Source organism: Bacillus sp. lyk4-R2A-2, assembly GCF_030209735.1.
Taxonomy (GTDB): domain Bacteria; phylum Bacillota; class Bacilli; order Bacillales; family Bacillaceae; genus Bacillus; species Bacillus pumilus.
Window position 1 is genome coordinate 116,354 of record NZ_JARVRK010000004.1, and the last position, 26,349, is coordinate 142,702.

At 41.1% G+C, this 26,349-nt stretch carries 22 protein-coding genes and 1 pseudogene; 14 read left to right on the forward strand and 9 right to left on the reverse strand.

What is annotated here, in order from left to right:
• The first annotated feature begins 85 nt into the window (after positions 1-85).
• From QRN39_RS03345 to QRN39_RS03375, 7 genes are all read left to right on the forward strand, one after another.
• The gene (locus QRN39_RS03345) at positions 86-2,221 is read left to right on the forward strand and encodes a transglycosylase domain-containing protein (RefSeq protein ID WP_284906199.1); all 2,136 of its coding nucleotides are present in this window, start codon (positions 86-88) and stop codon (positions 2,219-2,221) included.
• Positions 2,222-2,345: 124 nt separating this feature from the next.
• A complete protein-coding gene (gene hemE, locus QRN39_RS03350) occupies positions 2,346-3,404 on the forward strand; it encodes a uroporphyrinogen decarboxylase (RefSeq protein ID WP_003211982.1) in 1,059 nt (352 codons plus the stop codon).
• Between the two features lie 32 nt (positions 3,405-3,436).
• Positions 3,437-4,375, forward strand: coding sequence for a ferrochelatase (gene hemH / locus QRN39_RS03355; protein WP_284906200.1), 939 nt, complete (start codon positions 3,437-3,439; stop codon positions 4,373-4,375).
• Between the two features lie 22 nt (positions 4,376-4,397).
• A complete protein-coding gene (gene hemY / locus QRN39_RS03360; RefSeq protein WP_050945386.1) occupies positions 4,398-5,810 on the forward strand; it encodes a protoporphyrinogen oxidase in 1,413 nt (470 codons plus the stop codon).
• 174 nt (positions 5,811-5,984) lie between these two features.
• Positions 5,985-6,563, forward strand: coding sequence for a TetR/AcrR family transcriptional regulator (locus QRN39_RS03365; protein ID WP_212046108.1), 579 nt, complete (start codon positions 5,985-5,987; stop codon positions 6,561-6,563).
• A 63-nt stretch (positions 6,564-6,626) separates the two neighbouring features.
• Positions 6,627-8,936 carry a YhgE/Pip domain-containing protein gene (locus QRN39_RS03370; protein ID WP_226804883.1) on the forward strand — a complete coding sequence of 770 codons (2,310 nt, stop codon included), beginning with the start codon at positions 6,627-6,629 and terminating at the stop codon, positions 8,934-8,936.
• A 118-nt stretch (positions 8,937-9,054) separates the two neighbouring features.
• Complete coding sequence (locus QRN39_RS03375; RefSeq protein WP_003212389.1) at positions 9,055-10,104, forward strand: M42 family metallopeptidase; 1,050 nt, start codon at positions 9,055-9,057, stop codon at positions 10,102-10,104.
• 33 nt (positions 10,105-10,137) lie between these two features.
• On the opposite strand, the gene QRN39_RS03380 is transcribed toward QRN39_RS03375, so the two are convergent.
• Both QRN39_RS03380 and yhfH read right to left on the reverse strand, forming a co-directional pair.
• Positions 10,138-11,427, reverse strand: coding sequence for a cation:dicarboxylate symporter family transporter (locus QRN39_RS03380; RefSeq protein ID WP_003211494.1), 1,290 nt, complete (start codon positions 11,425-11,427; stop codon positions 10,138-10,140).
• 339 nt (positions 11,428-11,766) lie between these two features.
• Positions 11,767-11,904, reverse strand: a complete 138-nt coding sequence (gene yhfH, locus QRN39_RS03385) for a protein YhfH (protein ID WP_008359029.1) — start codon at positions 11,902-11,904, stop codon at positions 11,767-11,769.
• Positions 11,905-12,060: 156 nt separating this feature from the next.
• On the opposite strand from yhfH, the gene QRN39_RS03390 reads away from it, so the two are divergent.
• The 3 genes from QRN39_RS03390 to QRN39_RS03400 all read left to right on the forward strand — a co-directional run bounded on the left by QRN39_RS03390 (position 12,061) and on the right by QRN39_RS03400 (position 15,521).
• The gene (locus QRN39_RS03390; RefSeq protein WP_050945473.1) at positions 12,061-12,804 is read left to right on the forward strand and encodes an MBL fold metallo-hydrolase; all 744 of its coding nucleotides are present in this window, start codon (positions 12,061-12,063) and stop codon (positions 12,802-12,804) included.
• Positions 12,805-12,806: 2 nt separating this feature from the next.
• The gene (gene lplA, locus QRN39_RS03395) at positions 12,807-13,796 is read left to right on the forward strand and encodes a lipoate--protein ligase (RefSeq protein ID WP_050945384.1); all 990 of its coding nucleotides are present in this window, start codon (positions 12,807-12,809) and stop codon (positions 13,794-13,796) included.
• Between the two features lie 171 nt (positions 13,797-13,967).
• Positions 13,968-15,521 carry a fatty acid--CoA ligase family protein gene (locus QRN39_RS03400; protein ID WP_050945383.1) on the forward strand — a complete coding sequence of 518 codons (1,554 nt, stop codon included), beginning with the start codon at positions 13,968-13,970 and terminating at the stop codon, positions 15,519-15,521.
• An 86-nt stretch (positions 15,522-15,607) separates the two neighbouring features.
• Here the strand turns inward: QRN39_RS03400 and QRN39_RS03405 are convergent, their stop codons facing one another.
• Positions 15,608-16,015 (reverse strand): YhfM domain-containing protein, encoded by a 408-nt coding sequence (locus QRN39_RS03405; RefSeq protein ID WP_003211259.1) that lies wholly within the window; start codon positions 16,013-16,015, stop codon positions 15,608-15,610.
• 177 nt (positions 16,016-16,192) lie between these two features.
• Between QRN39_RS03405 and QRN39_RS03410 the strand changes: the two genes are divergently transcribed.
• Positions 16,193-17,476 (forward strand): M48 family metallopeptidase, encoded by a 1,284-nt coding sequence (locus tag QRN39_RS03410; RefSeq protein WP_284906201.1) that lies wholly within the window; start codon positions 16,193-16,195, stop codon positions 17,474-17,476.
• A 40-nt stretch (positions 17,477-17,516) separates the two neighbouring features.
• Here QRN39_RS03410 and QRN39_RS03415 read toward each other — a convergent pair whose 3' ends face one another.
• The 5 genes and pseudogenes from QRN39_RS03415 to QRN39_RS03430 all read right to left on the reverse strand — a co-directional run bounded on the left by QRN39_RS03415 (position 17,517) and on the right by QRN39_RS03430 (position 22,616).
• The gene (locus tag QRN39_RS03415; RefSeq protein ID WP_034620013.1) at positions 17,517-18,662 is read right to left on the reverse strand and encodes a serine alkaline protease SapB; all 1,146 of its coding nucleotides are present in this window, start codon (positions 18,660-18,662) and stop codon (positions 17,517-17,519) included.
• Between the two features lie 388 nt (positions 18,663-19,050).
• On the reverse strand, positions 19,051-19,635 hold the full coding sequence (locus QRN39_RS03420; protein ID WP_251191019.1) for a histidine phosphatase family protein: 585 nt from the start codon (positions 19,633-19,635) through the stop codon (positions 19,051-19,053).
• Positions 19,636-19,696: 61 nt separating this feature from the next.
• Positions 19,697-20,308, reverse strand: a complete 612-nt coding sequence (locus QRN39_RS18445) for a methyl-accepting chemotaxis protein (protein WP_404841025.1) — start codon at positions 20,306-20,308, stop codon at positions 19,697-19,699.
• Positions 20,309-20,452: 144 nt separating this feature from the next.
• A pseudogene (locus QRN39_RS18450) lies at positions 20,453-20,992 on the reverse strand (protoglobin family protein); the annotation flags it as partial.
• A gap of 91 nt (positions 20,993-21,083) precedes the next feature.
• On the reverse strand, positions 21,084-22,616 hold the full coding sequence (locus tag QRN39_RS03430; protein ID WP_050945380.1) for an FAD-dependent oxidoreductase: 1,533 nt from the start codon (positions 22,614-22,616) through the stop codon (positions 21,084-21,086).
• A 145-nt stretch (positions 22,617-22,761) separates the two neighbouring features.
• Between QRN39_RS03430 and QRN39_RS03435 the strand changes: the two genes are divergently transcribed.
• Positions 22,762-23,622: an SDR family oxidoreductase gene (locus QRN39_RS03435; protein ID WP_268458948.1), complete on the forward strand. Its 861-nt coding sequence runs from the start codon at positions 22,762-22,764 to the stop codon at positions 23,620-23,622.
• Positions 23,623-23,685: 63 nt separating this feature from the next.
• Here the strand turns inward: QRN39_RS03435 and QRN39_RS03440 are convergent, their stop codons facing one another.
• Entirely contained in the window at positions 23,686-23,916 is a 231-nt protein-coding gene (locus QRN39_RS03440) for an IDEAL domain-containing protein (protein ID WP_003210924.1), read from the reverse strand.
• 288 nt (positions 23,917-24,204) lie between these two features.
• Here QRN39_RS03440 and QRN39_RS03445 point away from each other — a divergent pair, with 288 nt between their 5' ends.
• Positions 24,205-24,783 (forward strand): competence protein ComK, encoded by a 579-nt coding sequence (locus QRN39_RS03445; protein ID WP_003212419.1) that lies wholly within the window; start codon positions 24,205-24,207, stop codon positions 24,781-24,783.
• 158 nt (positions 24,784-24,941) lie between these two features.
• Positions 24,942-26,048: a D-TA family PLP-dependent enzyme gene (locus tag QRN39_RS03450; protein WP_226804969.1), complete on the forward strand. Its 1,107-nt coding sequence runs from the start codon at positions 24,942-24,944 to the stop codon at positions 26,046-26,048.
• Positions 26,049-26,349 lie beyond the last annotated feature (301 nt).

Here is a 26,349-nt window from a genome sequence, read left to right on the forward strand (position 1 = left end):
ATAATTCTTTGGTAGTCAATCCATAAAACATATTATGAAGCAATACATCCCATACTATCCGTATAAAGGAATGAGGTGACCTAATTTGAAGAAAAAGAAGATAATCATTCCATTAGTCATTGCAGGAAGTACAATCGTACTCTCATTTATTGGCTATCTGACCATTTTATTTTTAGGACATTATGTCATAGATGAAAAGAAGCTTGTATTTCACGCTTCATCCCAAATCATTGATCGGAATGGAAAAGAACTCACAAGTATGTATTCAGAAAATCGGGACCCTGTGTCAATAAAGGATGTACCTGATAAAGTAGCAAAAGCCTTTGTGTCTGTCGAGGACAAGCGGTTTTATGAGCATCATGGAATTGATGCGCAGTCAATTTCAAGGGCGGTTTATCGAGATATATTAGCAGGTGGAAAGGTAGAGGGCGGCAGTACAATTACTCAGCAGCTCGCAAAAAATATTTTTCTCACAAATGACAAAACCTTTCTGCGAAAAACAAAAGAAGTCATCATTGCAATTAATTTAGAAAGAGATTATTCAAAGGATAAGCTGCTTGAAATGTATTTGAATCAGCTTTACTTCGGTCATGGCGTCTACGGTATCCAAGCAGCAGCCAATTATTACTTTAGTAAAGATGTGAAAGATTTAACGGTCAGCGAAGGGGCTACACTCGCTGCGATGCCAAAGGCGCCGTCTACTTACTCGCCTGTTTTACACCCTGATAAAAATAAACAAAGGCGGGACACGATTCTTAACTTAATGAATGAGCAAGGATATTTATCATCAACAGAAACAGTAGAAGCAAAAGGGAGAACACTAGGCATTCATTTAAAAAAGAAATCAGAAACGCCTTGGGTCGATAGCTATGTCGATCTTATCATTAAGGAAGCAGAATCAGAGTATGCCATTTCACATGAACAATTGCTTCAAGGTGGTTATACTATAACAGTTCCGATTGATATGAATCTGCAAAAGGTCACCTACGATGCGATGAAAAACAACCGTTATTTCCCGGGAAAAAGCGGTTCTCCTGAAAGCAGTGCCATCTTTATTGATAATGAGTCAGGCGGAGTAAAAGCAGCAATTGGAGGACGAGAATATCAAGCGAGGGGTTATAACAGGGTGACCGCTGTTAGACAGCCTGGATCTGTTTTCAAGCCGATCGCGGTATATGGACCTGCGCTGCAGGAGAAAAAATTCCGACCTTATTCCCTGCTTGAAGACGAAGAAAAAAGCTATGACGGTTATTCACCAAAGAATTACGATGGACAGTATGAAGGCAAGGTCACGATGGTGGAGGCCCTCATGAAAAGTAAGAATACAGCAGCGGTGTGGACATTAAGCCAGCTTGGTATTGATACTTCGAAAACATATCTCGAGAAAATGGGAATCGATATTTCGGATCAAGGACTTGCGATAGCCCTTGGCGGTTTAGAAAAAGGGGTTTCTCCACTTCAAATCGCAGGAGCTTTCCACACATTTGCAAACGAAGGCGTATATCAAAAGCCTTTCTTCATTCAGAAAATCACCAATGATGAAGGAGAAACGGTAGAGAAAAACCGTAGTAAGCCAGAACGAGTGTTTAGCGTGCAGAATGCTTGGAATATGACAAGAATGCTGCAGCAAGTCGTCAAAGGCGGAACAGCCCAGAGCGGTTCATATGCTGGAGATTTAGCAGGTAAAACAGGCACGACCACATATTCAGGTGTGAAGGGTGCAACAAAAGATGCTTGGTTTGCCGGCTATACGCCAAGTACAACGGGTGCGATTTGGATGGGGTATGACAAAACCGATAACAGTCACTATTTAACTGGCGGAAGTCAATACCCAGTGCAGCTGTTTAAGGATATTTTAACGGCAGCCCAAATAACGAATGAAACGTTTAAAAAACCAGAGGGGATTAAAGAACTTCAAGCACCAATTCATTTAGAAGGACTTTCTGGATTTGAAGCCCGCTATGCGTTTAAAATCAAAGGATTGTTTACATTAGAGCTGTCTTGGGACAAGCAGGAGGATAAACGCGTTGAATACCGTATTTATGAAAAGAGGAATGGAAACGAGACGCTGATCGTTTCAGTGACAGGCGTAGGCAGCTACACAATGCCGTATGCCAATGTGTTTTCAGATGCGGAGTATAAGGTGGTTCCATATAATACCCAAACGCAAGAAGAAGGAGAAGGCAGTCCATATGTCAAGCCAGAGGCTTTTGGACGTTAATATTCGGCGATTTTTTGAACAATGAGCCGGTTTAGTATACCGTGCCTTGAAAAAGCGGTATAGTAAAAGCAGTGTTTGAGCCTTATACAAAGAGAGTGTAAGGCGAAAGGTGGAATGAAAGGTAATGGGAAAAACGAAGGCTTTTAATGACACGTTCTTAAAGGCGTGCAAAGGGGAAAAAACAGACCATGTACCAGTTTGGTATATGAGGCAGGCAGGACGCTCACAGCCTGAATATCGTGCCCTTAAAGAAAAGTACGGGCTATTTGAAATTACGCATCAGCCAGAGCTATGTGCTTATGTAACACGACTTCCTGTAGAACAATATGGTGTAGATGCCGCGATTTTATATAAAGATATTATGACCCCGCTTCCAGCTATTGGAGTGGACGTTGAAATTAAAAATGGCATTGGACCTGTCATTGATTCACCGATTCGGACAAAAGCAGATATCGAACGTCTTGGGGAACTTCATCCTGAAGAAGACCTGCCATATGTGCTTGATACGATTCAGCTTTTAACGAAGGAGCAGCTGAATGTACCGCTCATCGGTTTTGCTGGTGCACCATTTACGATGGCTAGCTATATGATTGAGGGCGGCCCGTCTAAAAACTATCATAAAACAAAAGCGCTCATGTACAGTGAGCCTGAGACATGGATGCTGCTCATGAACAAATTAGCTGATATGACGATCACGTACATACGCGCGCAGGTAAAAGCAGGGGTCAGTGCGTTTCAAATCTTCGACTCATGGGTGGGCGCTTTAAATGCAGCAGACTACCGGACATTCATTAAACCTGTCATGCAGCGAATTTTCACAGAGTTGAAGAGTGAAAATGTACCAATGATCATGTACGGAGTTGGTGCAAGCCATCTCGTGAAAGATTGGCATGACCTGCCGCTAGACGTCGTTGGACTTGATTGGCGTATGAGTGTAGACGAAGCGCGAAAAGAAGGGCTCACAAAAACGTTACAAGGAAATCTTGATCCAACGATCTTACTTTCTCCTTGGGAAGTCATTGAAGAAAGAGCAAAAGACATATTAGATCAAGGGATGAAATCAGATCACTTCATCTTTAACCTAGGTCATGGGGTATTTCCAGATGTTTCACCAGATACGTTAAAGAAGCTGACCGATTTTATTCACGACTATTCAGCTACACATAAAAAATCATCCATCTAAACTATTTCAATTGATCTGAAGGAGTGTTGGTTGTGGAGAAAAAGAAAATGGGGCTTCTTGTCATGGCATATGGCACCCCATATAAAGAAGAAGACATTGAGCGTTATTATACACATATTCGTAGAGGCAGAAAGCCGGAGCCGGAAATGCTGCAAGATTTAAAGGATCGATACAAGGCAATCGGCGGTATTTCTCCTTTATCAAAAATTACAGAGCAGCAGGCACATGGTTTGTGTGAGCACTTGAATGACATTCAAGACGACATTGAATTTCATGTGTACATTGGCTTAAAACATATCGAGCCTTTCATCGAGGATGCAGTTGCTGACATGCACAGGGACGGCATGACAGAAGCTGTGAGTATCGTTTTAGCGCCGCATTTCTCTACCTTTAGTGTGAAATCATATAACAAACGTGCACAAGATGAGGCAGACAAGCTTGGCAATCTACAGATTACGTCTGTTGAAAGCTGGTACGATGAGCCGAAGTTTGTGGACTATTGGGTGAAGCAATTGAAGGATACGTATGCATCAATGAGTCAAGAGGAAAGAGATTCCGCGGTACTTATTGTGTCTGCACACAGCCTTCCTGAAAAAATTATTGCAGCAGGAGATCCATATCCTGATCAGCTTGCACAATCTGCCAAAATGATTGCAGAAGGTGCGGGAATCGAACACTATGAAATTGGCTGGCAAAGTGAAGGCAATACGCCGGATCCATGGCTTGGACCAGACGTACAAGACTTAACGCGGGACTTATTTGAACAAAAAGGCTATCAAACATTCGTGTATGTGCCTGTTGGTTTTGTCGCTGATCATCTTGAAGTGTTATACGACAACGATTATGAATGTAAAGTCGTGACAGATGAAATTGGTGCAGCCTACTATCGTCCAGAAATGCCAAATGCGAAACCAGCATTTATTGATGCTCTGGCAACAGTCGTATTAAAGAAGCTTGACGAAAGCAAGTAATCATATAAAAGAAGGCGATCCTATGCATGACAATCAAAAACACCTTGTCATCATTGGCGGTGGCATCACTGGTTTAGCCGCCGCCTTCTATTTGGAAAAGGAAGTCGAAGAAAAAGGTCTTCCGATTCAAATATCACTTATTGAAGCGAGCCCTAGGCTAGGTGGAAAAATACAAACATTATATAAAGACGGCTACATCATTGAACGTGGACCTGATTCATTTTTAGAAAGAAAGGTCAGTGGGCCGCAGCTTGCGAAAGATGTCGGTCTGTCCGATCAGCTCGTCAATAATGAAACTGGGCAAGCGTATGTACTGGTCAATGAAAAGCTTCACCCGATGCCAAAGGGTGCTGTTATGGGCATTCCAACTCAAATCAGCCCATTTATTACAACTGGTCTTTTTTCAGTTGCGGGAAAAGCAAGAGCGGCGATGGATTTCGTGTTGCCAAAAAGCAAGCAGACCGAAGATCAGTCGCTTGGTGAATTTTTTAGAAGACGTGTGGGTGATGAGGTCGTTGAGAATTTAATTGAACCGCTTCTATCAGGCATTTATGCAGGGGATATTGACCGCCTGAGCTTAATGTCCACCTTCCCGCAATTTTATCAAACAGAACAGCAGCATCGCAGTTTGATTCTTGGGATGAAAAAATCACAGCAGCATGCGAAAGCGCAGCAGGTGACTGCGAAAAAACAAGGACAGTTCCAAACGATCAATCAAGGGTTGCAGTCGCTTGTGGAAGCAGTAGAAAGTAAGCTCAAGCTGACAAAGGTGTATAAAGGGACAAAAGTAAAACAGATTGAAAAAACGGATGGAGGCTATGGCTTGCAATTAGACAGCGGTCAAACGCTTTTTGCCGATTCAGCCATTGTCACGACGCCGCATCAATCGATTTATTCCATGTTTCCTAAAGAAGCAGGGCTAGAGTATTTGCATGACATGACCTCTACTTCTGTTGCAACAGTAGCACTCGGTTTTAAAGAAGAGGATGTTCATAATGAATATGACGGCACTGGTTTTGTTATCTCAAGAAACAGTGATTTCTCTATTACGGCCTGTACGTGGACAAACAAAAAGTGGCCGCATACCGCTCCGAAAGGAAAAACGCTATTGCGTGCGTATGTCGGAAAAGCTGGTGACGAATCGATTGTCGAGCAGTCAGACAGTCAAATCGTCAGCATCGTGCTAGAAGATTTAAAGAAAATCATGGATATTAAAGCAGATCCAGAATTGACGACAGTGACTCGCTGGAAGACAAGTATGCCGCAATATCACGTCGGTCATCAGAAAGCTATTTCGAACATGCGAGAAACGTTTAAGCAATCATATCCTGGTGTTTATATCACAGGTGCTGCATTTGAAGGTGTTGGAATCCCTGATTGTATTGATCAAGGAAAAGCCGCCATCTCAGAGGCTGTATCGTATCTATTTTCATAAAAAACAACTCCCTTTTCTGTCATGGAAAGGGAGTTTTTCATGTTCGAATCATTCAAAAAGAGTTGGGAATTATAAATGTGAACAAAGTTGTTGCATCTGGGGAAAAGGATATGGTATATTACTTTCTGTACTTAATGACCAAAACGTTCAAATAGTCATTTCGGGAGTGAGAACATGAGTGTTGATAGGAGACAAATGATTTTAGAGGGTGCGACGAAAGCATTTACTCAATTCGGGTATAAAGCGACCACAATGGACCTTGTGGCAAAGCTTGCCAACGTCGGAAAAGGAACCATTTATACATTTTTCAAAAACAAAGAAGAGTTGTTTGATGAAATTTTCACATCCCTTTTACTAGAGATGAGGAAAATTGCGGATGAGGCAATTGATGAGAAGAATAGTTTCTCTGAAAACCTTCACTTAGCACTCTTTGCAATTTTAGAATTTCGAAAAAACCACCAGCTCACAATTAAGATTTTTCAGGAAAATGCAGAGCTTGGCACGTCAGCGGTCAAGGAAATGATCGAAAAAATGGAGCAGATGATCATTCGCTATATCAAAATGAAAGTGCAAGAAGCGATGGATAAAGGCGACATTAAGCCTTGTGATCCTGAATTGACTGCATTTGTGATGGTGAAACTATATATTGCACTGATTTTTGATTGGGAAAAGCGATACGAGCCTTTAACAAAAGAAGAGGTAGCCGAATCGCTGGAGCTTTATGTCTTAAAAGGACTATCTGCAACAACATAATTTTTTTGAGTTCAAATGACCAAATTTTATATTTAGTCATTCATCTATGGGAGGAAAACAGCAATGAATTTAATTCGGAATCAATGGAAGGACATTGTAACGAGCAAAAAACTACTGATCCCGATTTTAGCTGTCTTATTTATTCCGCTGATTTACAGTGGTGTATTTTTAAAAGCATACTGGGACCCTTATGGTACAGTTGATCAATTGCCTGTAGCGGTTGTCAACTTGGATGAAGGCAGTCATTATGACGGGAAAACCCTTCAAGTCGGCGATGATTTAGTAAAGGAATTAAAGAAAAACGATAATTTCAAATGGAACTTTGTCGATAGTCATGAAAAGGCTATAAAAGGATTAAATAACGAGGACTATTACCTCGTGGTGGAAATACCAAAGAATTTCTCGAAAAATGCAAGTACAGTGCTAGATAAACATCCGAAAAAATCGAATCTGAAATATTATACGAATCCAGGCGCCAACTATGCGGCGTCACAAATTGCGAATAATGCCATTATCAAATTAAAAGATTCGGTTTCAAAAGAAGTCACAAAAAATTATGCCGAGGTCATCTTTGATAACTTCAAAACGATTGCAAAAGGATTAGATCAAGCAAGCGATGGCGCGAAGAAAATTGATGACGGAACAAAAAGCGCAAAAGATGGCAGTACGAAATTAAAAGACAACTTAGCCAAATTGGCTGAAGGTACGTTAACCTATAGCGAAGGTGTTCATCAGTTCGCAGGGAAAATGGGTGAACTGAACACAGGCATACAGTCTCTAGACAGTGGGCTTGGTCAGCTCCTAACAGGCTATCAAACCATTGATCAGAAATTTGGAGAGCTTGGTACAGGAATTGATACATTAACCGAAGGATTAAACACAAGCCGAGAAGGACATCAGCAGCTCGCTTCTAAAATGCCGCAATTCACAGCAGGCATTGAGCAGCTAAACAACAAAGCCCAATCCTTTTCGGAAAAAATTGCAGCAGTAGAAAAAGTCTTGTCGTCACCAGAATTAGCGAATTTAGAGAAGATGGCGCCTAAACTCGATCAGGTGAAAGAAGACGCAAAAACGTTCAGTACAAAACTTGCTTCATTAAAAGAAGCACTATCAAATCGAGATGCTAATGTAAAAAGCATTATCCAAAACAGCTCCATGACAGATGAAGAGAAAAAGGCGGCAATGGATCAGCTTGACAGTCTGCCTAAAATCGAACTGCCTGATCTGTCTGGACTCGAACAAAGCTTAGCGGCCTTGCAGGAACTGCCTGATGCAAGTGAGGTTCAACAAGCAGTTGCATCTGCAAAAGCGCAGTTGCAGCAAGTCAAACAGCTGCCAGAGAAAACAGAACAGCTGTACACATCTACAGTTGCGATACAAAATGCGATCGACCAAATGACGTCTGGTACGAATAAATTGTATCAAGGTGCACTGAAGCTTCAAACAGGTCAAGGCCAATTACAAGATGGCCTGCAAACAGCAAATGGAAAGCTTGATACAGCGAAAAGCGGTGCGGATAAGCTTGCGAATGGATCAAGCCAGCTGAGCGCAGCGTTAAATAAGCTGGAAAGTGGTTCAACAAATATCCAAAGCAATACATCTAAGCTTGCCGAAGGCTCAAAATCGCTTGATAAAGGATTGGGAGATTTAAAGAGCGGTACAGGTAAGCTGTCCAATAAATTGAAAAGCGCCGCTGATGAAACAGGAGAAATTGATGCGGGGCAAGACAATTACAATATGATTGCTAGCCCAGTTAAAACAGAAAATGATACAGCGAAGAAGATTGATAATTATGGAACAGGGCTCACGCCTTATATTTTATCCATGGGACTCTTTGTTGGGGCTCTAATGCTCACCGTCGTATTCCCAATGAAAGACCCTGCTGGCCGCCCTAGAAATGCGTTTGAATGGTTTGTCAGCAAATATAGCGTGCTTCTACTTGTCGGTATCCTTCAAGCAGTCATTGCAAGTACGATGCTCATCTTTGGGCTTGGTCTTGAGGTGGAAAGCCTCTGGCGATTCTATCTCTTTGCGATCGTCGTCAGTCTGACATTCTTAGCGATTATTCAGCTGCTAGCAACAACAATGGGGAACCCAGGACGCTTCATTGCCGTCATTATCTTAGTTCTTCAGCTCGCAGCAAGTGCTGGTACATTCCCGCTTGAGCTTGTGCCGAAGTTCTTCCAAGTCATTCATAGTCTGCTTCCAATGACGTATACAATCAATGGATTTAGAACGATCATTGCAAGCGGTGATGACAGCTATTTATGGCACCAAGCAGCGATTCTCGGTACAGTTGCGATCATCATGATGGCGGCAACAACTGCATACTTTGCTTGGAACGTAAGAAAAATGAAACAAGACGAAGCTTAATCAATGAATCCTTTCTCTTGATAGAGGAAGGATTTTTGATTTGAAATTAGACATCTTGAACCCGAAGCGATATATTTTAATGGAAGGAATTGCTTTCACACAAAGGAGGAAATGCCGAATGACTACTGAAGTAAACGAAACCGTTCAGCTAATTCAAAAGCTCGTATCGATCCCAAGTCCGTCAGGGAATACAGAAAAGGTGATCGGCTTTGTTGAACGCTTTTTACAAGATGTAAATATTGAGACAAAACGAAATCGTAAGGGCGGCTTAATTGCTACTATTAAAGGAACTGATGACAAGGAACACCGCATGCTGACAGCACATGTCGATACGCTCGGTGCAATGGTAAAGGAAATTAAATCAAATGGACGGCTTCGTCTTGCACTCATTGGAGGCTTTCAATATAACTCAATTGAAGGCGAATATTGTGAAATTGAAACAGCAACAGGTCATACATACACAGGTACTATTCTTATGCATCAAACGTCCGTTCATGTCTATGCGGATGCTGGAAAAGCAAAACGAAACCAAGAAAATATGGAGATTCGTCTCGATGAAAAGGTGAAAAATGCAGACGATGTCAAAGCACTTGGGATTCAAGTAGGGGACTTTATCTCATTTGATCCTAGAGTGGAAGTGACGTCATCAGGTTTTATTAAATCAAGACACCTTGATGACAAGGCAAGTGTAGCGCTTTTGCTACGACTCATCCACCGCATTCAAAAGGAAAATATCACACTGCCGCATACGACGCACTTCTTAATTTCTAATAATGAAGAGATTGGCTACGGAGGTAACTCCAATATTCCCGAAGAAACGGTGGAATATCTTGCTGTCGATATGGGAGCGATCGGCGATGGTCAATCAACAGATGAATACAGCGTGTCTATTTGTGTGAAGGACTCAAGCGGTCCTTATCATTATGGATTACGCAAGCATTTAGCTGCATTAGCAGAAGAGAACAACATAGATTACCGTTTAGATATTTACCCTTATTACGGCTCTGATGCATCAGCAGCGATTCGAGCAGGGCATGATATCATTCATGGACTGATTGGTCCAGGGATCGATTCCTCGCATGCTTTTGAACGAACGCATGAAGATTCCCTTGTCCATACAGCGAATCTTCTTTATCACTACGTGCAATCATCCTTAATCACAGTATAAAAAAAGAACCCCATTTATTGGGGTTCTTTTTCATTAGCTTGAAAGCTGTGTCGGTTCAGGTACATCTTGTCCAGTCATCACGCGATGTCCTTTTTCAGGGTCATATTGCCCTTCCCATTTAGACATCACAACAGCTGCAAGTGCATTTCCTGTTAAGTTAACAACTGTTCGCGCCATATCCATGATACGATCCACACCTGCAATAAATGCAAGACCTTCAGCAGGAACACCAATCGTTCCTAATGTGGCGAGTAATACAACAAAGGACGTACCAGGAACGGCAGCCATTCCTTTAGATGTCACCATCAGCACAAGAACAAGTGTGAGCTGCTGGACGATCGTGAGGTCAATGCCATATACCTGTGCAAGGAAAAGCGCAGCAATCGCTTGATACAAGACGGAGCCGTCCAGGTTAAACGTATAACCGATTGGGATAACAAAAGAAACAATTCCCTTCGGACATCCAATGCGCTCCATTTTATCCATGACTCTTGGTAAAACTGTTTCAGAGCTTGATGTACTAAAGGCAAGAAGCATTTCGTCTTTCATGTAAGCAAGAAATCTGAAAATATTGACGCCAATCATCTTTCCAATAATTCCGAATACAACGATAAGGAAGAGAGCGAGCGCAAAATAAACAAGACCTACAAGCTTACCTAATGAAATAAGAGATTCAAGACCAAATTTTGATACAGTCACGCCAATGAGTGCGAAGACACCAAATGGTGCAGCTTTCATCACAACATTGACGACATGGAACATGGCGTGTGATACACCTTCAAAGAAGGCGAGCACTGGTTTGCCGCGTTCACCAATGGCAGAAACGCCAAGAGCAAATAGCACAGTGAAGAAAATAATCGCAAGCAAATCACCTTCCGCCAATGATTGGAAGAAGTTCGTTGGAACGATATGAAGGAACGTATCAGCAACTGATTTGCTGCTTTGCTCTTTTTCCGTTTCAACATACTGGCTAATATCTTGTTTTTCCGTATTTCCAAAGTCAACGCCTGCACCAGGTTGAACAAAGTTAGCAAGCACAAGACCAAGGATAATCGCAAATGTTGTGATAATTTCAAAATAAAGAATGGTTCTAAAACCAAGCTTCCCTACCTTTTTACCATCACCGGCACCTGCAACTCCTAAAATTAAGCTAGATACGACAATTGGTATAACAATCATCTTAATGAGTCTTAAGAAGAAGTCTCCAATTGGTTTTAAATAAGTCTCAACGCCTGGGTTACCGAAAAAGATTGCCCCAACAACGACACCGAGAATAAGACCGATTAGGATTTGTGTCGCTAATCCAAATTTTAATTTTTTCATAGATTTCCTCCCTAGCATATTCATTAAAGGAATATTCCCATCATATTAAGTTTTAATATATGAAATAAAGTATAACTAAAATTAAAGAGGTTCGTCCACGATTAAATTATATTAAGAAAATACAAAATTGTTTGAAAAAATGAACATTTAGAACCTCCTTTATTGATTCAAGTCAATAAAAAGTGCCTTCGGAACTAAAACTCATCAGATGAAAATACTAAAAAACCCTTTTAGGACAAGGGTTTTACCTTTTTACCTATTTTTCAGAAAAAATAAAAAGCACTTTTGACTCCAACTGACGACGGAGGAAAAAAGTGCTTTTTAATTCAATTTATTACCTTATTTAAGATAACTTACTTGTGAGCATTCCTCACATTCATTACCGTAACACTCGTGTTGTTCCATTAAATCATTTCCACATTTTGTGCATTTTTTTGAAGGCAAATTTCTAAAAAATTCTGTGATTTTTCCTAGCATTTGTCATCCTCCAATACGTTTTGTTGCTATTATTGTATTATAACAGATTAATATTTGTCAATCTGTTTTGTAACAATAGGCAAGAAGAATGCTTTTTTTATGAAAAATGGGTATATTGTAAGAAGGGGATTTTTAGAAAAGGAGGGAAAAATGACGATGAAATTAACTGTCATTGGATGCTACGGAGGATTCCCGGCCGCTGGTGAAGCGACGTCAGGGTATCTTTTTGAATCAGATGGCTTTCGTCTACTTGTAGACTGCGGAAGCGGTGTTCTTTCCAAACTGCAGCAATACATAGATATAGAAGAACTAGATGCTGTTCTCCTTTCTCATTATCACCACGATCATATTGCAGATATCGGACCACTCCAATATGCGAAGCTAGTGGGATATCATTTAGGAAAAAGCAGCGGTCCGCTTCCGATCTATGGACATACAGGTAATCAAGAAGCATTTGGGCGGCTTGCGGATGATGTACATACTAAGGCAAAGGCTTATCAGCCAGAAGAGGGTATTCAAATTGGTCCATTTCAAATTGATTTTTTGAAAACGGTTCATCCGGCAGAATGCTATGCGATGAGAATTCAGGCGGGGGATGCTGTGGTGGTGTATACAGCAGACTCAAGTGATCAGGAGGCATTTATCCCATTTAGCAAGGATGCAGATCTACTGATTGCTGAAAGCAATTTTTACGCTGGACAGGATGGATCGAGTGCAGGACATATGAATAGTACAGAGGTGGGCAAGCTTGCAAAGGAAGCAAATGTTGGGGAACTGATCATCACCCACCTGCCCCATTTTGGTCGTCATAAAGACCTAGTCAATGAAGCACAGGCGTTATATACTGGCAATATACAGCTTGCCCATTCAGGGCTTAGATGGAACAAGGAAGGAAGATAGAGATGCTGTTTATCGATAACGAACAACATTATGATCCAATGATTAATTTGGCAATTGAAGAATATTGCTTAAAATATTTAGACCCAGAAGAAACGTACTTGCTGTTCTATATTAACCAGCCGTCGATTATTATAGGAAAGAACCAAAATACAATAGAAGAAATCAACACGAAGTATGTGGAAGACAACGGCATCAAAGTTGTCCGCCGCCTGTCCGGTGGTGGCGCAGTTTACCATGACAAAGGAAACTTAAACTTCAGCTTTATCACAAAAGACGATGGGGACAGCTTCCATAATTTTAAAAAATTTACGGAGCCAGTCATCCAAGCGCTTGAAAAGCTAGGCGTCAAAGCTGAATTAAGTGGCAGAAATGACATCATGGCAGAAGGTCGAAAAATTTCTGGAAATGCCCAGTTCGCAACACGAGGACGTATTTTCAGCCATGGCACGCTGCTATTTGATTCAGAAATTGAACATGTTGTTTCGGCTTTAAATGTGAAAAAAGAAAAGATTGAATCAAAAGGCATTAAATCCATTAGGAGCAGGGTTGCCAATATTAGTGAATTAATGGATCAAAAGATGACAACAGAAGAATTTAGAAAAATTCTGTTAAGCTACATTTTCGATACGAATGGGGATGTTCCTCAATATCAGTTGACTGAGAAGGATTGGGAAAAGATTCACGAGATTTCTCGGGAACGATATCAAAAATGGGAATGGAACTACGGCCGTTCACCGAAATTTAATTTACAGCATTCTAAAAGATTCTCAGCAGGCTCCATTGATCTTCGATTAGAAGTGAAAAAAGGGATGATCCAGGACTGCAAGATCTTTGGTGATTTTTTTGGTGTAGGGGATATTGCTGATATTGAAAAAAGACTCATTGGGCAACAATATGATCGCAAAACGATCAGCGACGTATTAGAAGATATGGACATGCGCCACTACTTCGGCAATGTATCAAAAGAGGATTTTCTTGATTTGATTTATTAAGAGGAACAAGCACGGCTAGAGATAGCGGTGCTTTTTTGATTGAAAGAATTGAAAGCGATTTACATTTGATCTTGTGGATTTTTTCGATTGTCTATTATAATAGAAAGGAGGAATGTTTGGCCATAAAATGAATGGTTATTCATTCATTGATGACATGTAAGGGGTGGGAGAATGGATTTGATCAAAAATCTAGAGCAGACGGCGATGACGAAGGGAGAAGATATCGCACTGATCTTTGAAGGAAATCAGTGGACCTATCGAGAGCTCATGACAAGTATCGAGCGCTTTGCAGATGGATTAGTGGGCGAAGGATTTCAAGCCGGGGATCATATCGCGCTTATTTTAGGAAATTCACCGCATTTTGTCATTTCTTTTTTTGGTGCTTTAAAAGCCGGGCTTGTCGTAGTACCAATCAATCCAACATACACGCCTAGTGAAATTGGCTATATGCTGATTACAGGTGATGTAAAAGGCATTGTTGCCCCTGAACAACTGCTGCCAGTGTACGAGCAAGTGTATGAACAGCTTCCGTCTATTGAACGGGTGATTATTTGTGCAGAAAATGAATCTGCGTGCAGATCAAGTTTTAAGGAAGTATCAGATCAACTTGTCTTCTTTGGAAAGCTTGTGTCTGGTCATGCGAAAGAGAACGTGCATCCATCTATTCATCAGGACGATACGGCAGTTATTTTATTTACATCTGGCACGACAGGAAAACCAAAGGGTGCGATGCTGACTCATTTCAACCTGTATTCAAATGCCAGAGACGTTGCTGAGTACCTATCCATTGATGAAAAGGACAAGGTGATCGCCGCATTGCCGATGTTCCACGTATTTTGTTTAACGGTTTGTATGAATGCACCATTGATTCATGGCGCGACCATCTATGTCCTGCCGCATTTCAGCCCATCAGAGCTTTTGCGTATGATGGAAAAAGAGAAGCCAACGTTATTTGTTGGTGTTCCAACTATGTATAACTATTTGTACCGCCAGGAAGGGCATGAGAAAGCAATGTCCTCTGTGAGGATTTGTATATCAGGCGGTGCCTCAATGCCTGTTGCTTTACTTCACGGTTTTGAGAAAAAATTTGGTGTCACGGTGCTGGAGGGTTACGGATTATCAGAGGCTTCCCCAGTAACTGCATTCAATCCTCTTGATGGAAAAAGAAAACCCGGTTCAGTCGGGACCGACATTATGAATGTGAAGAATAAGATTGTGAATGAACTGGGAGAAGAAGTCGGTCCAAATGAAGTCGGAGAGCTCATAGCAAAAGGACCCAACATTATGAAAGGCTATTATCAAATGCCAGAAGATACTGAAGCTGCACTAAGAGACGGATGGCTGTACACCGGTGATTTAGCAAGAAGAGATGAAGAAGGATACATTTATATTGTCGATCGGAAAAAGGATATGATTCTTGTTGGCGGTTATAATGTGTATCCAAGAGAAGTAGAAGAAGTGCTTTATCAACATGAAGCTGTAGCAGAAGCCGTTGTCATCGGTGTGCCAGATCCGAACACCGGAGAGGCTGTCGTCTGTTACATTTCCCCCAAGAAACATGCTCACATCGATCAAGAAGACATCATCACACATTGTTCACGCTTTTTAGCGAAATATAAGCAGCCCCAAACGATCCATTTCATAGATGATATTCCAAAGAACACAACAGGTAAAATTTTAAGAAGAGCACTAAAGGAAAAGTATCAAGCAGAGGAAAGTAAATAAGAAAAGGGGGTCTCTTATGAAGAGACTCCCTTAGTGTGCTAAGGTTCTATCACGCTGATAAGAAGACAAAGGGATAAAATAATATTTCAGCCCTTTAGAATGGCTTCTTTTAACTGTTTCTGAAAAGAATTAGACTGTTTTTGATTCAGCTCATAATAAGTCCCATCTACTAAAAAAACGACCTGCGAACGGTTTGTCCAAAGCTGAAAGGTGGTGCCGTTTGTTCGGCCGTACATCACCTTGGCGATATAATCTGGTTTCTTTAAATTTTTCTTGAGATGATTGCTTGTTTGTTTGCCTTTGTTTAATTCTTCTATTAAGTCTTCTGCTGTGTCCTTATCATCTATTTCATAAGAAGTGGACTCGTTTTCAGATGAAAGGAGCAATTTTTCAGCTCGATTCTCATCAAAGATTTCGCTCGTCCGGCTGAATACATAAAAGAAGGTAATAAGTAAAAGTCCAAAGATCACAACTCCTGCAAGGATTTTCTTCATTTCGATCCTCCAACTCTCTATTTTATATGTAGCATCTCCGATTTTCGAGTAGCATAATCATTTTTTTCGTGAAAGCTTTTTCAGATAGGGCATGCTATGATGGAGCCACATGAGACAGGTTCTAAACAAAATAGTGGATGATTAGAATAGAGAGAGGGATGGAAAGGAGGCTGACCTGTGCGAGTACGTAAATGGGTAGCTCTTGCAACGGTAGCATACATATTGTACGGTCTTTTTATTTATTCTTATTTGTTTCTATTTGGGGATGCAGCGGTTCCTGACAGTGTAAAAGGAACAAGTGCAGATCCGCATACCTTTATGACAAGCCATGAGCTTGTCATCAGCGAGAATTTCTCGAGATTACGTAACTTGCTATTTTTCATGACAATTCCATTAGATTGGTATGTCTTTTTTCTTCTGCTCATTTCAGGGTTTTCACGAAAATTAGCAGACTGGAGCCTGGCAGCAGCTCGTTTCACATTTTTAAGTAAACTTGTATATGTGTTTGTGCTGTCGCTTTTGACAATGCTGATTTCACTTCCCATTAAGTGGATTGGTTATCAGCTGTCTTTGCACTACGGAGTATCTGCTCAAAGTACGGCAAGCTGGTTGAAAGATCAAATACTGGATTTCTGGATTCAATATCCGCTTCTTGCCCTATGTGCTATTGTATTCTTTTGGCTTATTCAAAAAAGAAGAAAGCGCTGGTGGCTGTATGCCTGGTGTTTGACAGTTCCATTCACGCTATTTCTCTTCTTTATACAGCCGGTCGTCATTGATCCGTTATATAACAATTTTTATCCACTAAAGGATCAAACTCTTGAGAACAAGATCTTAACACTTGCAGACAAAGCTCATATCCCGGCAGGTCATGTATATGAGGTCAATATGTCTGAGAAAACGAACACGATGAATGCTTATGTCACAGGAATTGGTGAAAATAAGCGTATTGTGTTATGGGATACGACACTGCAAAAGCTGAAAGATCGCGAAATTTTATTTATCATGGCACATGAAATGGGACATTACGTCATGAAGCATGTCTATATAGGATTAGCAGGATATCTAGTACTGTCACTTGCGGGATTTTTTGCGATCGACCGTCTCTATTTTTATTTCTATCGTAAAGGAGCAGTTCTATTTCGGCTGAGGGAGCCGCGCGACATCGCTGCTCTTCCGCTTCTTTTCATGATTGTATCGATGCTGTCATTTGCAGCATCACCTTTTACAAATGCAGTTTCAAGACATCAAGAACGTGCAGCTGATGAGTATGCGCTAAACCTGACAAAAGACGGAGAGGCAGGGGTGACGTCTTTTCAAAAGCTTGCAAAATCAGGGCTGTCTCAGGTGAATCCGCCACTTTTAGTGAAGGTCATCCGCTACGGGCACCCAACTATGATGGAGAGAATCATGGAAATGGAAAAAGCAGCGGAAAAAGAGGAAACGTCGAGGAAGCAATAAATAAAAAAATCCGGCTGTATTAGCCGGATTTTTTTATTGTTTAGTTAGAAGCCGCTTGAACGTTGATTAACCCTTTTCCGTAATAGAAGGAGTTACCAAGCGGTGTTGCTGTGTTTTCTAAGCGCTGGCGAACCTGAGAAGTTGATAGATTCGGGTACTTAGAAAGGATAAGCGCTGCTGCTCCTGCTACATGAGGAGACGCCATAGACGTTCCAGTATAAGATGTGTATCCACTGCTTGGTACTGTACTTAAAATAGAAGTACCAGGTGCAGAAACATCTAATTCAGGACCTGCGCTAGAAGACGAATTTCTGACATTGTTGCTGTTTACATTGGCAACGGCAATGGTAGAATCATATTTTGCTGGATAGCCAACTGTACTAGTAGAACCAGTGGAACCTGAGTTACCTGCAGCCGCCACAACAACGACTCCGCGGTTATTCGCTGTATCAACGGCATTTTTAAGCGCTGTTGAACCATTCGGTCCGCCTAAGCTCATGTTGATGACATCCATATTATTGGCTACTGCCCATTCAATACCGCTAATGATCCAGCTATATTGTCCGTCGCCATAGCGGTCTAATACTTTAACAGCATATAGGGAAGCACTTGGAGCGACCCCAAGAACACCAATTGTGTTATCAAGGGCAGCAATGGTTCCGGCTACGTGAGTTCCATGTGATTGAAAGTCTTGGGTGGCATTTGGCTCTGAAGGGACGAAGCTGGCACCGCCTGCAACATTTAAGTCAGGGTGGGCAGCGTGGATGCCCGTATCAAGGACAGCTACTTTGACATTAGCACCTTTATAACCTTGAGCGTGTACAGCTGGAGCTTTGATTTGAGGGATTCCATAAGGGACGGTTTGTGCATATGCTTCTGCTTTGTGGTCTTCTTCTACGTAAGCAATGCTAGGGTCATGTTCAAGTTTTTTTGCGGCTTGTTCGGACATCTTTACTTGTGCGGCATTAATGAGACGATATTGCTTTTCTAGTTTTCCACCATTTTGAGTGACGGCTTGTTTCTTAGAGCTGTTTGTAGTGGCAGAGGCTTTAAAGCCAACAATATAGCTCTTTTCACTATCTGACTTTGAGACCGTCTCGGCATTTGCCATGGAGCCTCCAAACCCTGCTGAAAACAGAAGAGGGACAGCCAATAAAACACTTGTCATCACATTTTTCTTTTTCACGCACAATCCACATCCCTTTTTTCTTATTTCAGAATAATCATCCGTAGTCTATAAGAATGATCCGTTTGACTATTCTGTATATTCAGTTTAAGGGAAGTAGGCAAATAAGAGTAGACCCGAATTTTTGTGAAAGTCCTAGCGAAAATTGGGGAATTAAGTCACTTGGAAATGATGGTAAAATATGTTTATTCTACTATTTCAGCGGCTATCTATTAAAAAGGAAATGTGCTTTTTTTCTTATGATCCATTTTCGGAGAAATATTCGATACCCGAAAAGCCTTAAAATAGGTAGAAACGTCTAGCATCTATTTCGAATTTCGATATAAAAAAATACTATTTTATCATTGTTTTTGTCATTTAAAAAGAACCTGTTTACATAACAGGTTCTTTAAATAGGAGAGGATTGAGTTAAATGGCTGACCACGTTGTAATCAAGCACCTTCCATTTACCATCTTTCCATTCCACATAATTTAAGCAAGCATTGACGAGCCTCGTGTTCTCAAGACCAAGATGTTCATCCGCTAAGGTGGTGAGTAAAGCATGGATGGCAGCGCCGTGTGCCACGATCAGGACTTGTTGATTCGGATAGGCTGCTCTAACTTTCTCAATGCCTTCTACCATTCGATCTTGAATCGCTTCAAGCGGCTCCATATTTGGATACTGTTTATCTGGAAAAAGCTTTTGGCGCTCCTCAAATGACATGCCTTCAGCATCGCCATAATCACGCTCAATGAAATCATCCATGATGACAAGAGGCGCATCTATATGTTTTAAAATCAAGTGTGCTGTTTCTTTTGCCCTTGTGAGTGGACTGGAAATGACAACATCCCAATGGGCATCCTTCAAATAAAGACCCGTTTGTTCAGCCTGCCATTTACCAGTATCATTTAAAGGGATATCTGTTCGTCCTTGAATTCGTTTCGCTGCATTCCAATCTGTTTCCCCGTGCCTGACTAGGCAAATTGTTGTCAATCAAATCCCGCCTTTTCTATCTTTTCTTCTATTATACTAAAGCAGAAGAAAAAAGACTGGATTAGCGATTTGTGAGACTTGTTAAGGATTCGACTGAGCTGGCAACTTGAGAAACCGTTTGTTTGACTTCCTTCAATTCGTTCAGGAAGGTTTGAAGGTCTATTTCAATTTTTCCATTTTGATTTTTGCTTAAGTTCATGCTGCTGACGATATCATCGAAGAGCGAATTGATTTGAGTCATTTTTTCTTTACTATCTGTCACGAGTAAATTCACGTCCCCAATGTGCTGAGACACAATGGAGATTTGTGAATTGGTATTGTTGACGAGTTCAGATACGGTTGAAACCGTTTTCTTTGTGTCCTCTGATAATTTACGAACCTCGTTTGCGACGACAGCAAAGCCTTTTCCGTGTTCGCCTGCTCGTGCAGATTCGATGGAAGCATTTAAAGATAACAAGTTCGTCTGCTCTGCAATGCCTGTGACAATCCCAAAGATTTGTTCAATCTGTTTGGCGATTTCTTCTAAACGCTTAATTTCTGTTTCAATCTTTGTCATGCTGCCATCAATTTGGTTCATTTGTGTTTGTTGAATCTCTAATTCTTTTTTACCGCCAATCGATTTTTCCTCGACCTGTGCTGAAATTTGCGTGCCAGCTTGCGACATGTCTGCCATCTCATCAGATTTTGATACAAGCTTGTCCACGGCATTTGTTGTGTTTGAGAAGAGAGAAGCAAGTGAATTTGATGTTTCTGTGATTTTTGTATGGAGCTCCTGCTGCTGCTGTTCTGCTTCATCACGAATTTTAGAATATTCATTTTGGAATGTATCAAGGACAAGCTGCTGCTCTAAATTTAAGATTTTTGTCGTCGCTTTGACTGCTGTCTGATATTCTTTGAAATCTTGGATATGCTGAGCAAATAAATCCATAATTGATAGCAGAAGGTCCTGGAATGCAGCCATATACCACTTAGGCTGGAGGCCAATCCGTAAATGAACTTGCGCAATTTTAATTCGTTTTGCCACATAGGCTTCATCAACCACACCTGCAAACATTTCACTAATATGAATGCGGAGTGTTTTTTTCAAACGGTCGACAGAACTATTATCTTGAATGATATGCATCAAGGAAGATTCGACTTCTAAATTTTTATAAAATTTATCAACGATACGTGCAATATCCTCCTGAACAATTGGATTGAGCTGTTTTAAAATAAATAGGTCATGCTGCGTCAGATCTATCATTTTAATTTGTTTCGCGATATCCGTATTGTCAGAAAAGTTGATACGTTTTATCCCATCATCCTGCTGTGTGAAAAAAGCAGTGTTTTTTCTTTTCGTCTCTTTTTTAAATAACAATGTTTTTGTCCCCCTATAATCATCACAAATTATCAGACTTTATATTATCTATCGGATAATATTGGATTTTTTAAAGGGGAACAGTAAAATTTTACTGTTCTTTATAAGACCTTTTTAGTGGTTTCTTTGCTGGGCCTTCTACTACCTCTCCAGTAATGGAGAAACGTGAACCGTGACACGGGCAATCCCAAGTGCGGTCACTATTATTCCAAGCGACTTCACAGCCTAGGTGAGTACACGTTGTATCGACAAGAAAGATATTCCCATCCTCTGATTTAAAGGCGCCGCATTTTTTATGCTCGTACGATACAATGCCGCCTTCACCTGGCTTTAAATCATCAATGGTTTGATCGGTTCGTTTTAATTTACCACTGATCAGCTTGGCAGCGACATTGCTGTTTTCTTTAACGAAATCTTTGACGAAAGAATCAGAAACAGGTCTTGATGGCGTAAAAATGGATTCGTATGGATTCGATTTTCCTTCAATCAAATCACCGATAAGAGTAGCTGCCGCGTGGCTTGTCGTCATGCCCCATTTTCTAAAACCGGTCGCAACGAAGATATTTTGATGGTGCTTGGTTAGGCGGCCAATGTAAGGGATTTGATCCATTGTGACCATATCGTGTGTCGACCAGCGATACAGCACCTCTTCAATTCCAAGGGTAGCGTCTCCAAACCCTTCTAGTCCTTCATAGTGAGCAGATTCATCCCCGCCTTGTCCAGTTTTATGACCTTCTCCTCCGATGAGAACGACTTCCTCACCATGCCATTCTGTCGTTCTTAAAGAATGAGCAGGCTGGTCGATCCCTAAGTACATTCCATCTGGGAGCGGCTTCGTTGTTTTGGCTGCTACCACATAAGATTGCTCTGGGTGAATGCGCGTGAAATAAAGTCCCTTTCCATCATAAAAAGGAAAATGCGAACAGGATATGATATAGCGGCCTGTCAGGTGATGGTCGTCTTTTGTGACGACAGCAGGGCGGTTTCCTTCTTTTACGTCAACAGCAGTTGTCTGTTCATAAATACGTACACCACGCTCTAGGAGCTGGTCAATGAGTGCATTGAGATAATGAAGGGGATGGAACTGTGCCTGCTGCGTCATTGCTAGGGCAGCCTTGATGTCAGCATCAAAAGGAAGCGCTGTTTTCCATCCCCGATCAATCCCAAGCTGTTTGTAGGCATCTAATTCCTTTTTTAATTTTTTTACACCGCTTTCTTCCTTTGTATAAAGGTACGCATCCTTGACTTCTAGCTGACAATCGATGTCGTACTTTTGGACGCGAGCTTGAATTAGCTCTTTTGCTTTCTCATTTGCTTCTACATACAAACGGGCTTTGGGCATACCAATTTGCTGGATCAGCTCATGGTAATAAACATCGTGCTGTGAGGTAATCTTAGCTGTCGTATGTCCGGTCGTACCTTGCAGCAGTTGATCAGCATCAATGATGATGACATCCAGCCCGCGTTCTGTCATTTCAAACGCGGTAGCGATACCGGTAATACCACCGCCTACAATGATGACATCTGCTGTGAGATCCTCATCTACTGTAGGAAAAGAATGCTTTTGACTATCCGCTATCCATAACGATTTTGCCTGTTCCAATCCTTTATGTTCTTGCTCCATACTGTCGCCTCCAGTTAGTGACTTGTTGTGTATAATTTTTCCACAATGAAGAAAATCATACATTTGAAAGGAAACTAGTCTGGCATACATAAAAAAATAGCCAACACATAAAAATAAACAAGATAAAAGGAAGGAGTGGTCAGACGTGTCAACAAAGCAGCCGAAGAAAACATTGCCGCCTCAGCATCAAAGTGAGCGTCCAGGTCTTGAATACAAAATGAATCCAAGGCCTGTTTTTGATCGAGAGATGCCGGATAAAAAATTAGCAGGGAAAACAGCCATTGTGACAGGTGGAGACAGCGGGATCGGAAGAGCAGTCTCGGTCTTATTTGCGAAGGAAGGCGCCAATGTCGCCATTGTTTACTTGAGTGAGCACCGCGATGCAGAGGAAACGAAGGACTATATTGAAAAGGCGGGAGGTCGCGTCATTTTAATTGCAGGTGATTTAGGAGATGAGGCGTTTTCAAATGAGGTCGTCAAAAAAACGAAGGATGCTTTCGGTTCCATAGATATTTTGGTGAACAATGCCGGGGAACAGCATCCGCAAAAAAGCATTGAACAGATTACCTCACATCAGCTTCTTCGAACATTTCAAACGAATATTTTTGCCATGTTTTACTTAACAAAAGCGGTACTTCCTCATTTGAAAAAAGGAAGCAGTATCATTAATACCACATCTGTCACAGCCTATAAAGGGCATGAAACCTTGATCGACTATTCATCTACAAAAGGGGCAGTCGTGACATTTACGAGATCATTATCTTTATCGCTCATTAAGCAAGGGATTAGAGTAAACGGGGTAGCTCCGGGACCCATTTGGACACCCCTCATTCCATCGACCTTTACGGAAAAGGAAGTCTCTGAATTTGGCGGAGATGTTCCAATGGAGCGTCCTGGTGAGCCAGTAGAGCTTGCGCCGAGCTATTTATTTTTAGCGAGCGAAGACTCCTCTTATATAAATGGACAAATCCTGCATGTCAATGGCGGAACCATTTTAAATGGATAAACAAAAAACTTGCGGTAAAGAGACGAGTTGCTGCCCTCTTTGCCGCAAGTAAAATCATCATGATTAATGTAAGCAGTGTTCTGCATATTGAGCTGACAGGTCGTTGAATCGTTTTTCATCACGCTGATCCAGTGCCTTATCAATCTCTTCTCTAAGGAAGGTTAAGCGCTGTTTATAAAGCGCCTCATCTAAAACCATTTGAATATAGATGTCTAAAATCGTCACGCCGTTTTCTTCGGTTTTTTGGGTGTTGCGGGACTTCATGAGCTCAGCATACGTTTTTTTCTCTTTCATAAAGAATCCCCCCGATGCCTTTTTTATAGTATATGGATTGGCGGAGAAAAAATCAACAAGAATTTATAATTTTTAGACAATTTATTTTTGAGCGAAATCGACACCTCTTGTCCGATCGACACGATGTGATATATCTTAAAAAAGGCTTTTCGATAGATCGAATGGACTAAATAATACGATAAAAAAATGATTTTTAATAAATTTTGAAAAAATCCTGTCGTTTCTTATATGTTGGTGATAGATTAATAGTATCTAAAATAACCAAAAATTAACACAGGAGGAAATGAAGTGTCAGGAATTAGTGAAACACCTTTAGATTCATACGTCATTAATCAAACAACAATGGCGATCCTTCCGGTTGAAGAAGGAAAAAGAGTATATTCAAAAGTCATAGAAAGAGAGACAAGCTTTTACGTTGAATTAAAGCCCTTGCAAATTATTGAACGCAGCTGTAGATTTTTCGGCTCAAGCTATGCAGGCAGAAAAGCGGGAACATATGAAGTAACAGGAATATCTCATAAGCCTCCAATTGTGATTGACTCATCCAATCATCTGTATTTCTTCCCAACCTATTCATCCAACCGTCCTCAGTGCGGCTGGATCTCCCACAAATACATTCATACCTTCCAGGAATCATCCCTCGGAGACACGGTGGTCATCTTTACAAATGAGCAAACCGTCAAACTCGATGTCTCATATAAGTCATTTGAGAGTCAGGTGCACAGAACAGCGTATCTCCGAACGAAATTTCAAGATCGCCTTGATGGTGGTCTTCCTAAAAAACAAGAATTTATGCTGTATCCAAAGGAACAACAGCTCAACCTTGTATACGATTTTATATTAAGGGAGCTTCGGAACAGATATTAACTAAAACCAGCGGCAGCCCAGCCGCTGGACTCCTTATGTTTAGCATATCGTCTTACTTTCTCGAAGAAAAAAACATTGAAAATTATATAACAAATTATATAATTTAAGTACAGCGTATAAAATTTTATATAATGAGCGACAGAAAAGGGGATATGATGATGACTTATGATGAACTAGATACACCGGCGCTATTAATTGATAAACAGGTGATGATGGAGAATCTAGCTGCTATGCAGCAATATGCGGACCGTCAGCAAGTCAAACTGCGTCCTCATACGAAAACACATAAAACACCTGGTCTTGCGAAGGTGCAGGAGGAGATGGGCGCATCTGGCTTAACTGTAGCGAAAGTAGGGGAAGCAGAAGTGATGGCGGCGCATGGGCTAACAGATATCTTTATCGCCAATCAAATTGTAGGTGAGACAAAGCTGAAGAGAATTCGAAAGCTGGCAGAGTCGATACACATTTCATTTGGAATAGATTGTGTAGAGCATGTGCATCAAATTGAAGATGTCTTTCGTGGAGCAGAGAAAAAAGCGGAGGTTTTAATTGAGATAGAGGTTGGAGAAGAGAGGTCTGGTGTCATTGAAGAGAGTGATTTTCGTCAAATCTTGCAGGCGATAAAAACATGTGAGTTCGTTCATTTAAAAGGGATTTTTTCTCATGATGGTCATACATACAAGGCGGAAAGTAAAGCGCATTGTCAGACATTATATGAAGACGCTGTGAATCGAACGCTTCAATTTGCACAGATTGCAAAAGAATCAGGCATGCTGCTAGAGGTAGTGAGCATAGGATCAACACCACCGTTCTTATTTCAATTTGATATTCCAAAGGGAGTGACCGAAATCCGCCCAGGCACATACATCTTCATGGATGCCTCTCAGTCCAATGTGATCGGCACTTTTTCACATTGTGCAGCAGCCGTCCTGACGACAGTCATTAGTAAGCCAACAAATACTCGTGTCATTACAGATGTTGGAGCCAAAGGGCTCACGGCTCAAACCCGTACAAAAGGGCTGACGAAAACAAAGGGACTAGGCAAGGTAAAAGACTTTGATGATGTATTTGTTTCCAGTGTATTTGATGAGCATGCCATCATTTATCACGAAGGCTTCCGTCAGACTGTCCAGATCGGTGAGAAGGTGCAAATCATTCCAAATCATATTTGTCCCGCTGTCAATCTTCATGAAAAAGCCTATCTCATCCAAGATGGTGAAGTAGTCGAAGAGCTTGACATTGCTTGTAAAGGTAAACTTCAATAAATCAACAGGACAAGGCGACTTCGTTGGGGCATCATTATGATGACACGACAACATCCACCATGCACATGAATTTGTTGAAACCAAATCCATATATCCAGTCGTCTATTGAGTGTGTATCGGTAGACTGTCCACCAAATGACAGAGAAATGTGGATCCTTAGACGTATTTTCAAGCAATTATTCATAAATCACAGAAGTGACACGAGCCGTCTGTTACAATAAAAGAAATCATTTCTTGCAAAGTGTTCGTATGTGGTAAAGGATCCTCCTATTTTGACCGATATGAACGAATGGGAATAAGA

What these genes read in the sequence shown, in the direction of transcription:
- hemE (WP_003211982.1), top strand. Translation starts at nt 2,346, where the DNA reads ATGGGAAAAACGAAGGCTTTTAATGACACGTTCTTAAAGGCGTGCAAA.
- hemY (WP_050945386.1), top strand. Translation starts at nt 4,398, where the DNA reads ATGCATGACAATCAAAAACACCTTGTCATCATTGGCGGTGGCATCACT.
- QRN39_RS03365 (WP_212046108.1), top strand. Translation starts at nt 5,985, where the DNA reads ATGAGTGTTGATAGGAGACAAATGATTTTAGAGGGTGCGACGAAAGCA.
- QRN39_RS03370 (WP_226804883.1), top strand. Translation starts at nt 6,627, where the DNA reads ATGAATTTAATTCGGAATCAATGGAAGGACATTGTAACGAGCAAAAAA.
- QRN39_RS03375 (WP_003212389.1), top strand. Translation starts at nt 9,055, where the DNA reads ATGACTACTGAAGTAAACGAAACCGTTCAGCTAATTCAAAAGCTCGTA.
- QRN39_RS03380 (WP_003211494.1), bottom strand. Translation starts at nt 11,427, where the DNA reads ATGAAAAAATTAAAATTTGGATTAGCGACACAAATCCTAATCGGTCTT.
- yhfH (WP_008359029.1), bottom strand. Translation starts at nt 11,904, where the DNA reads ATGCTAGGAAAAATCACAGAATTTTTTAGAAATTTGCCTTCAAAAAAA.
- QRN39_RS03390 (WP_050945473.1), top strand. Translation starts at nt 12,061, where the DNA reads ATGAAATTAACTGTCATTGGATGCTACGGAGGATTCCCGGCCGCTGGT.
- lplA (WP_050945384.1), top strand. Translation starts at nt 12,807, where the DNA reads ATGCTGTTTATCGATAACGAACAACATTATGATCCAATGATTAATTTG.
- QRN39_RS03400 (WP_050945383.1), top strand. Translation starts at nt 13,968, where the DNA reads ATGGATTTGATCAAAAATCTAGAGCAGACGGCGATGACGAAGGGAGAA.
- QRN39_RS03405 (WP_003211259.1), bottom strand. Translation starts at nt 16,015, where the DNA reads ATGAAGAAAATCCTTGCAGGAGTTGTGATCTTTGGACTTTTACTTATT.
- QRN39_RS18445 (WP_404841025.1), bottom strand. Translation starts at nt 20,308, where the DNA reads ATGGCAGACATGTCGCAAGCTGGCACGCAAATTTCAGCACAGGTCGAG.
- QRN39_RS03430 (WP_050945380.1), bottom strand. Translation starts at nt 22,616, where the DNA reads ATGGAGCAAGAACATAAAGGATTGGAACAGGCAAAATCGTTATGGATA.
- QRN39_RS03440 (WP_003210924.1), bottom strand. Translation starts at nt 23,916, where the DNA reads ATGAAAGAGAAAAAAACGTATGCTGAGCTCATGAAGTCCCGCAACACC.
- QRN39_RS03450 (WP_226804969.1), top strand. Translation starts at nt 24,942, where the DNA reads ATGACTTATGATGAACTAGATACACCGGCGCTATTAATTGATAAACAG.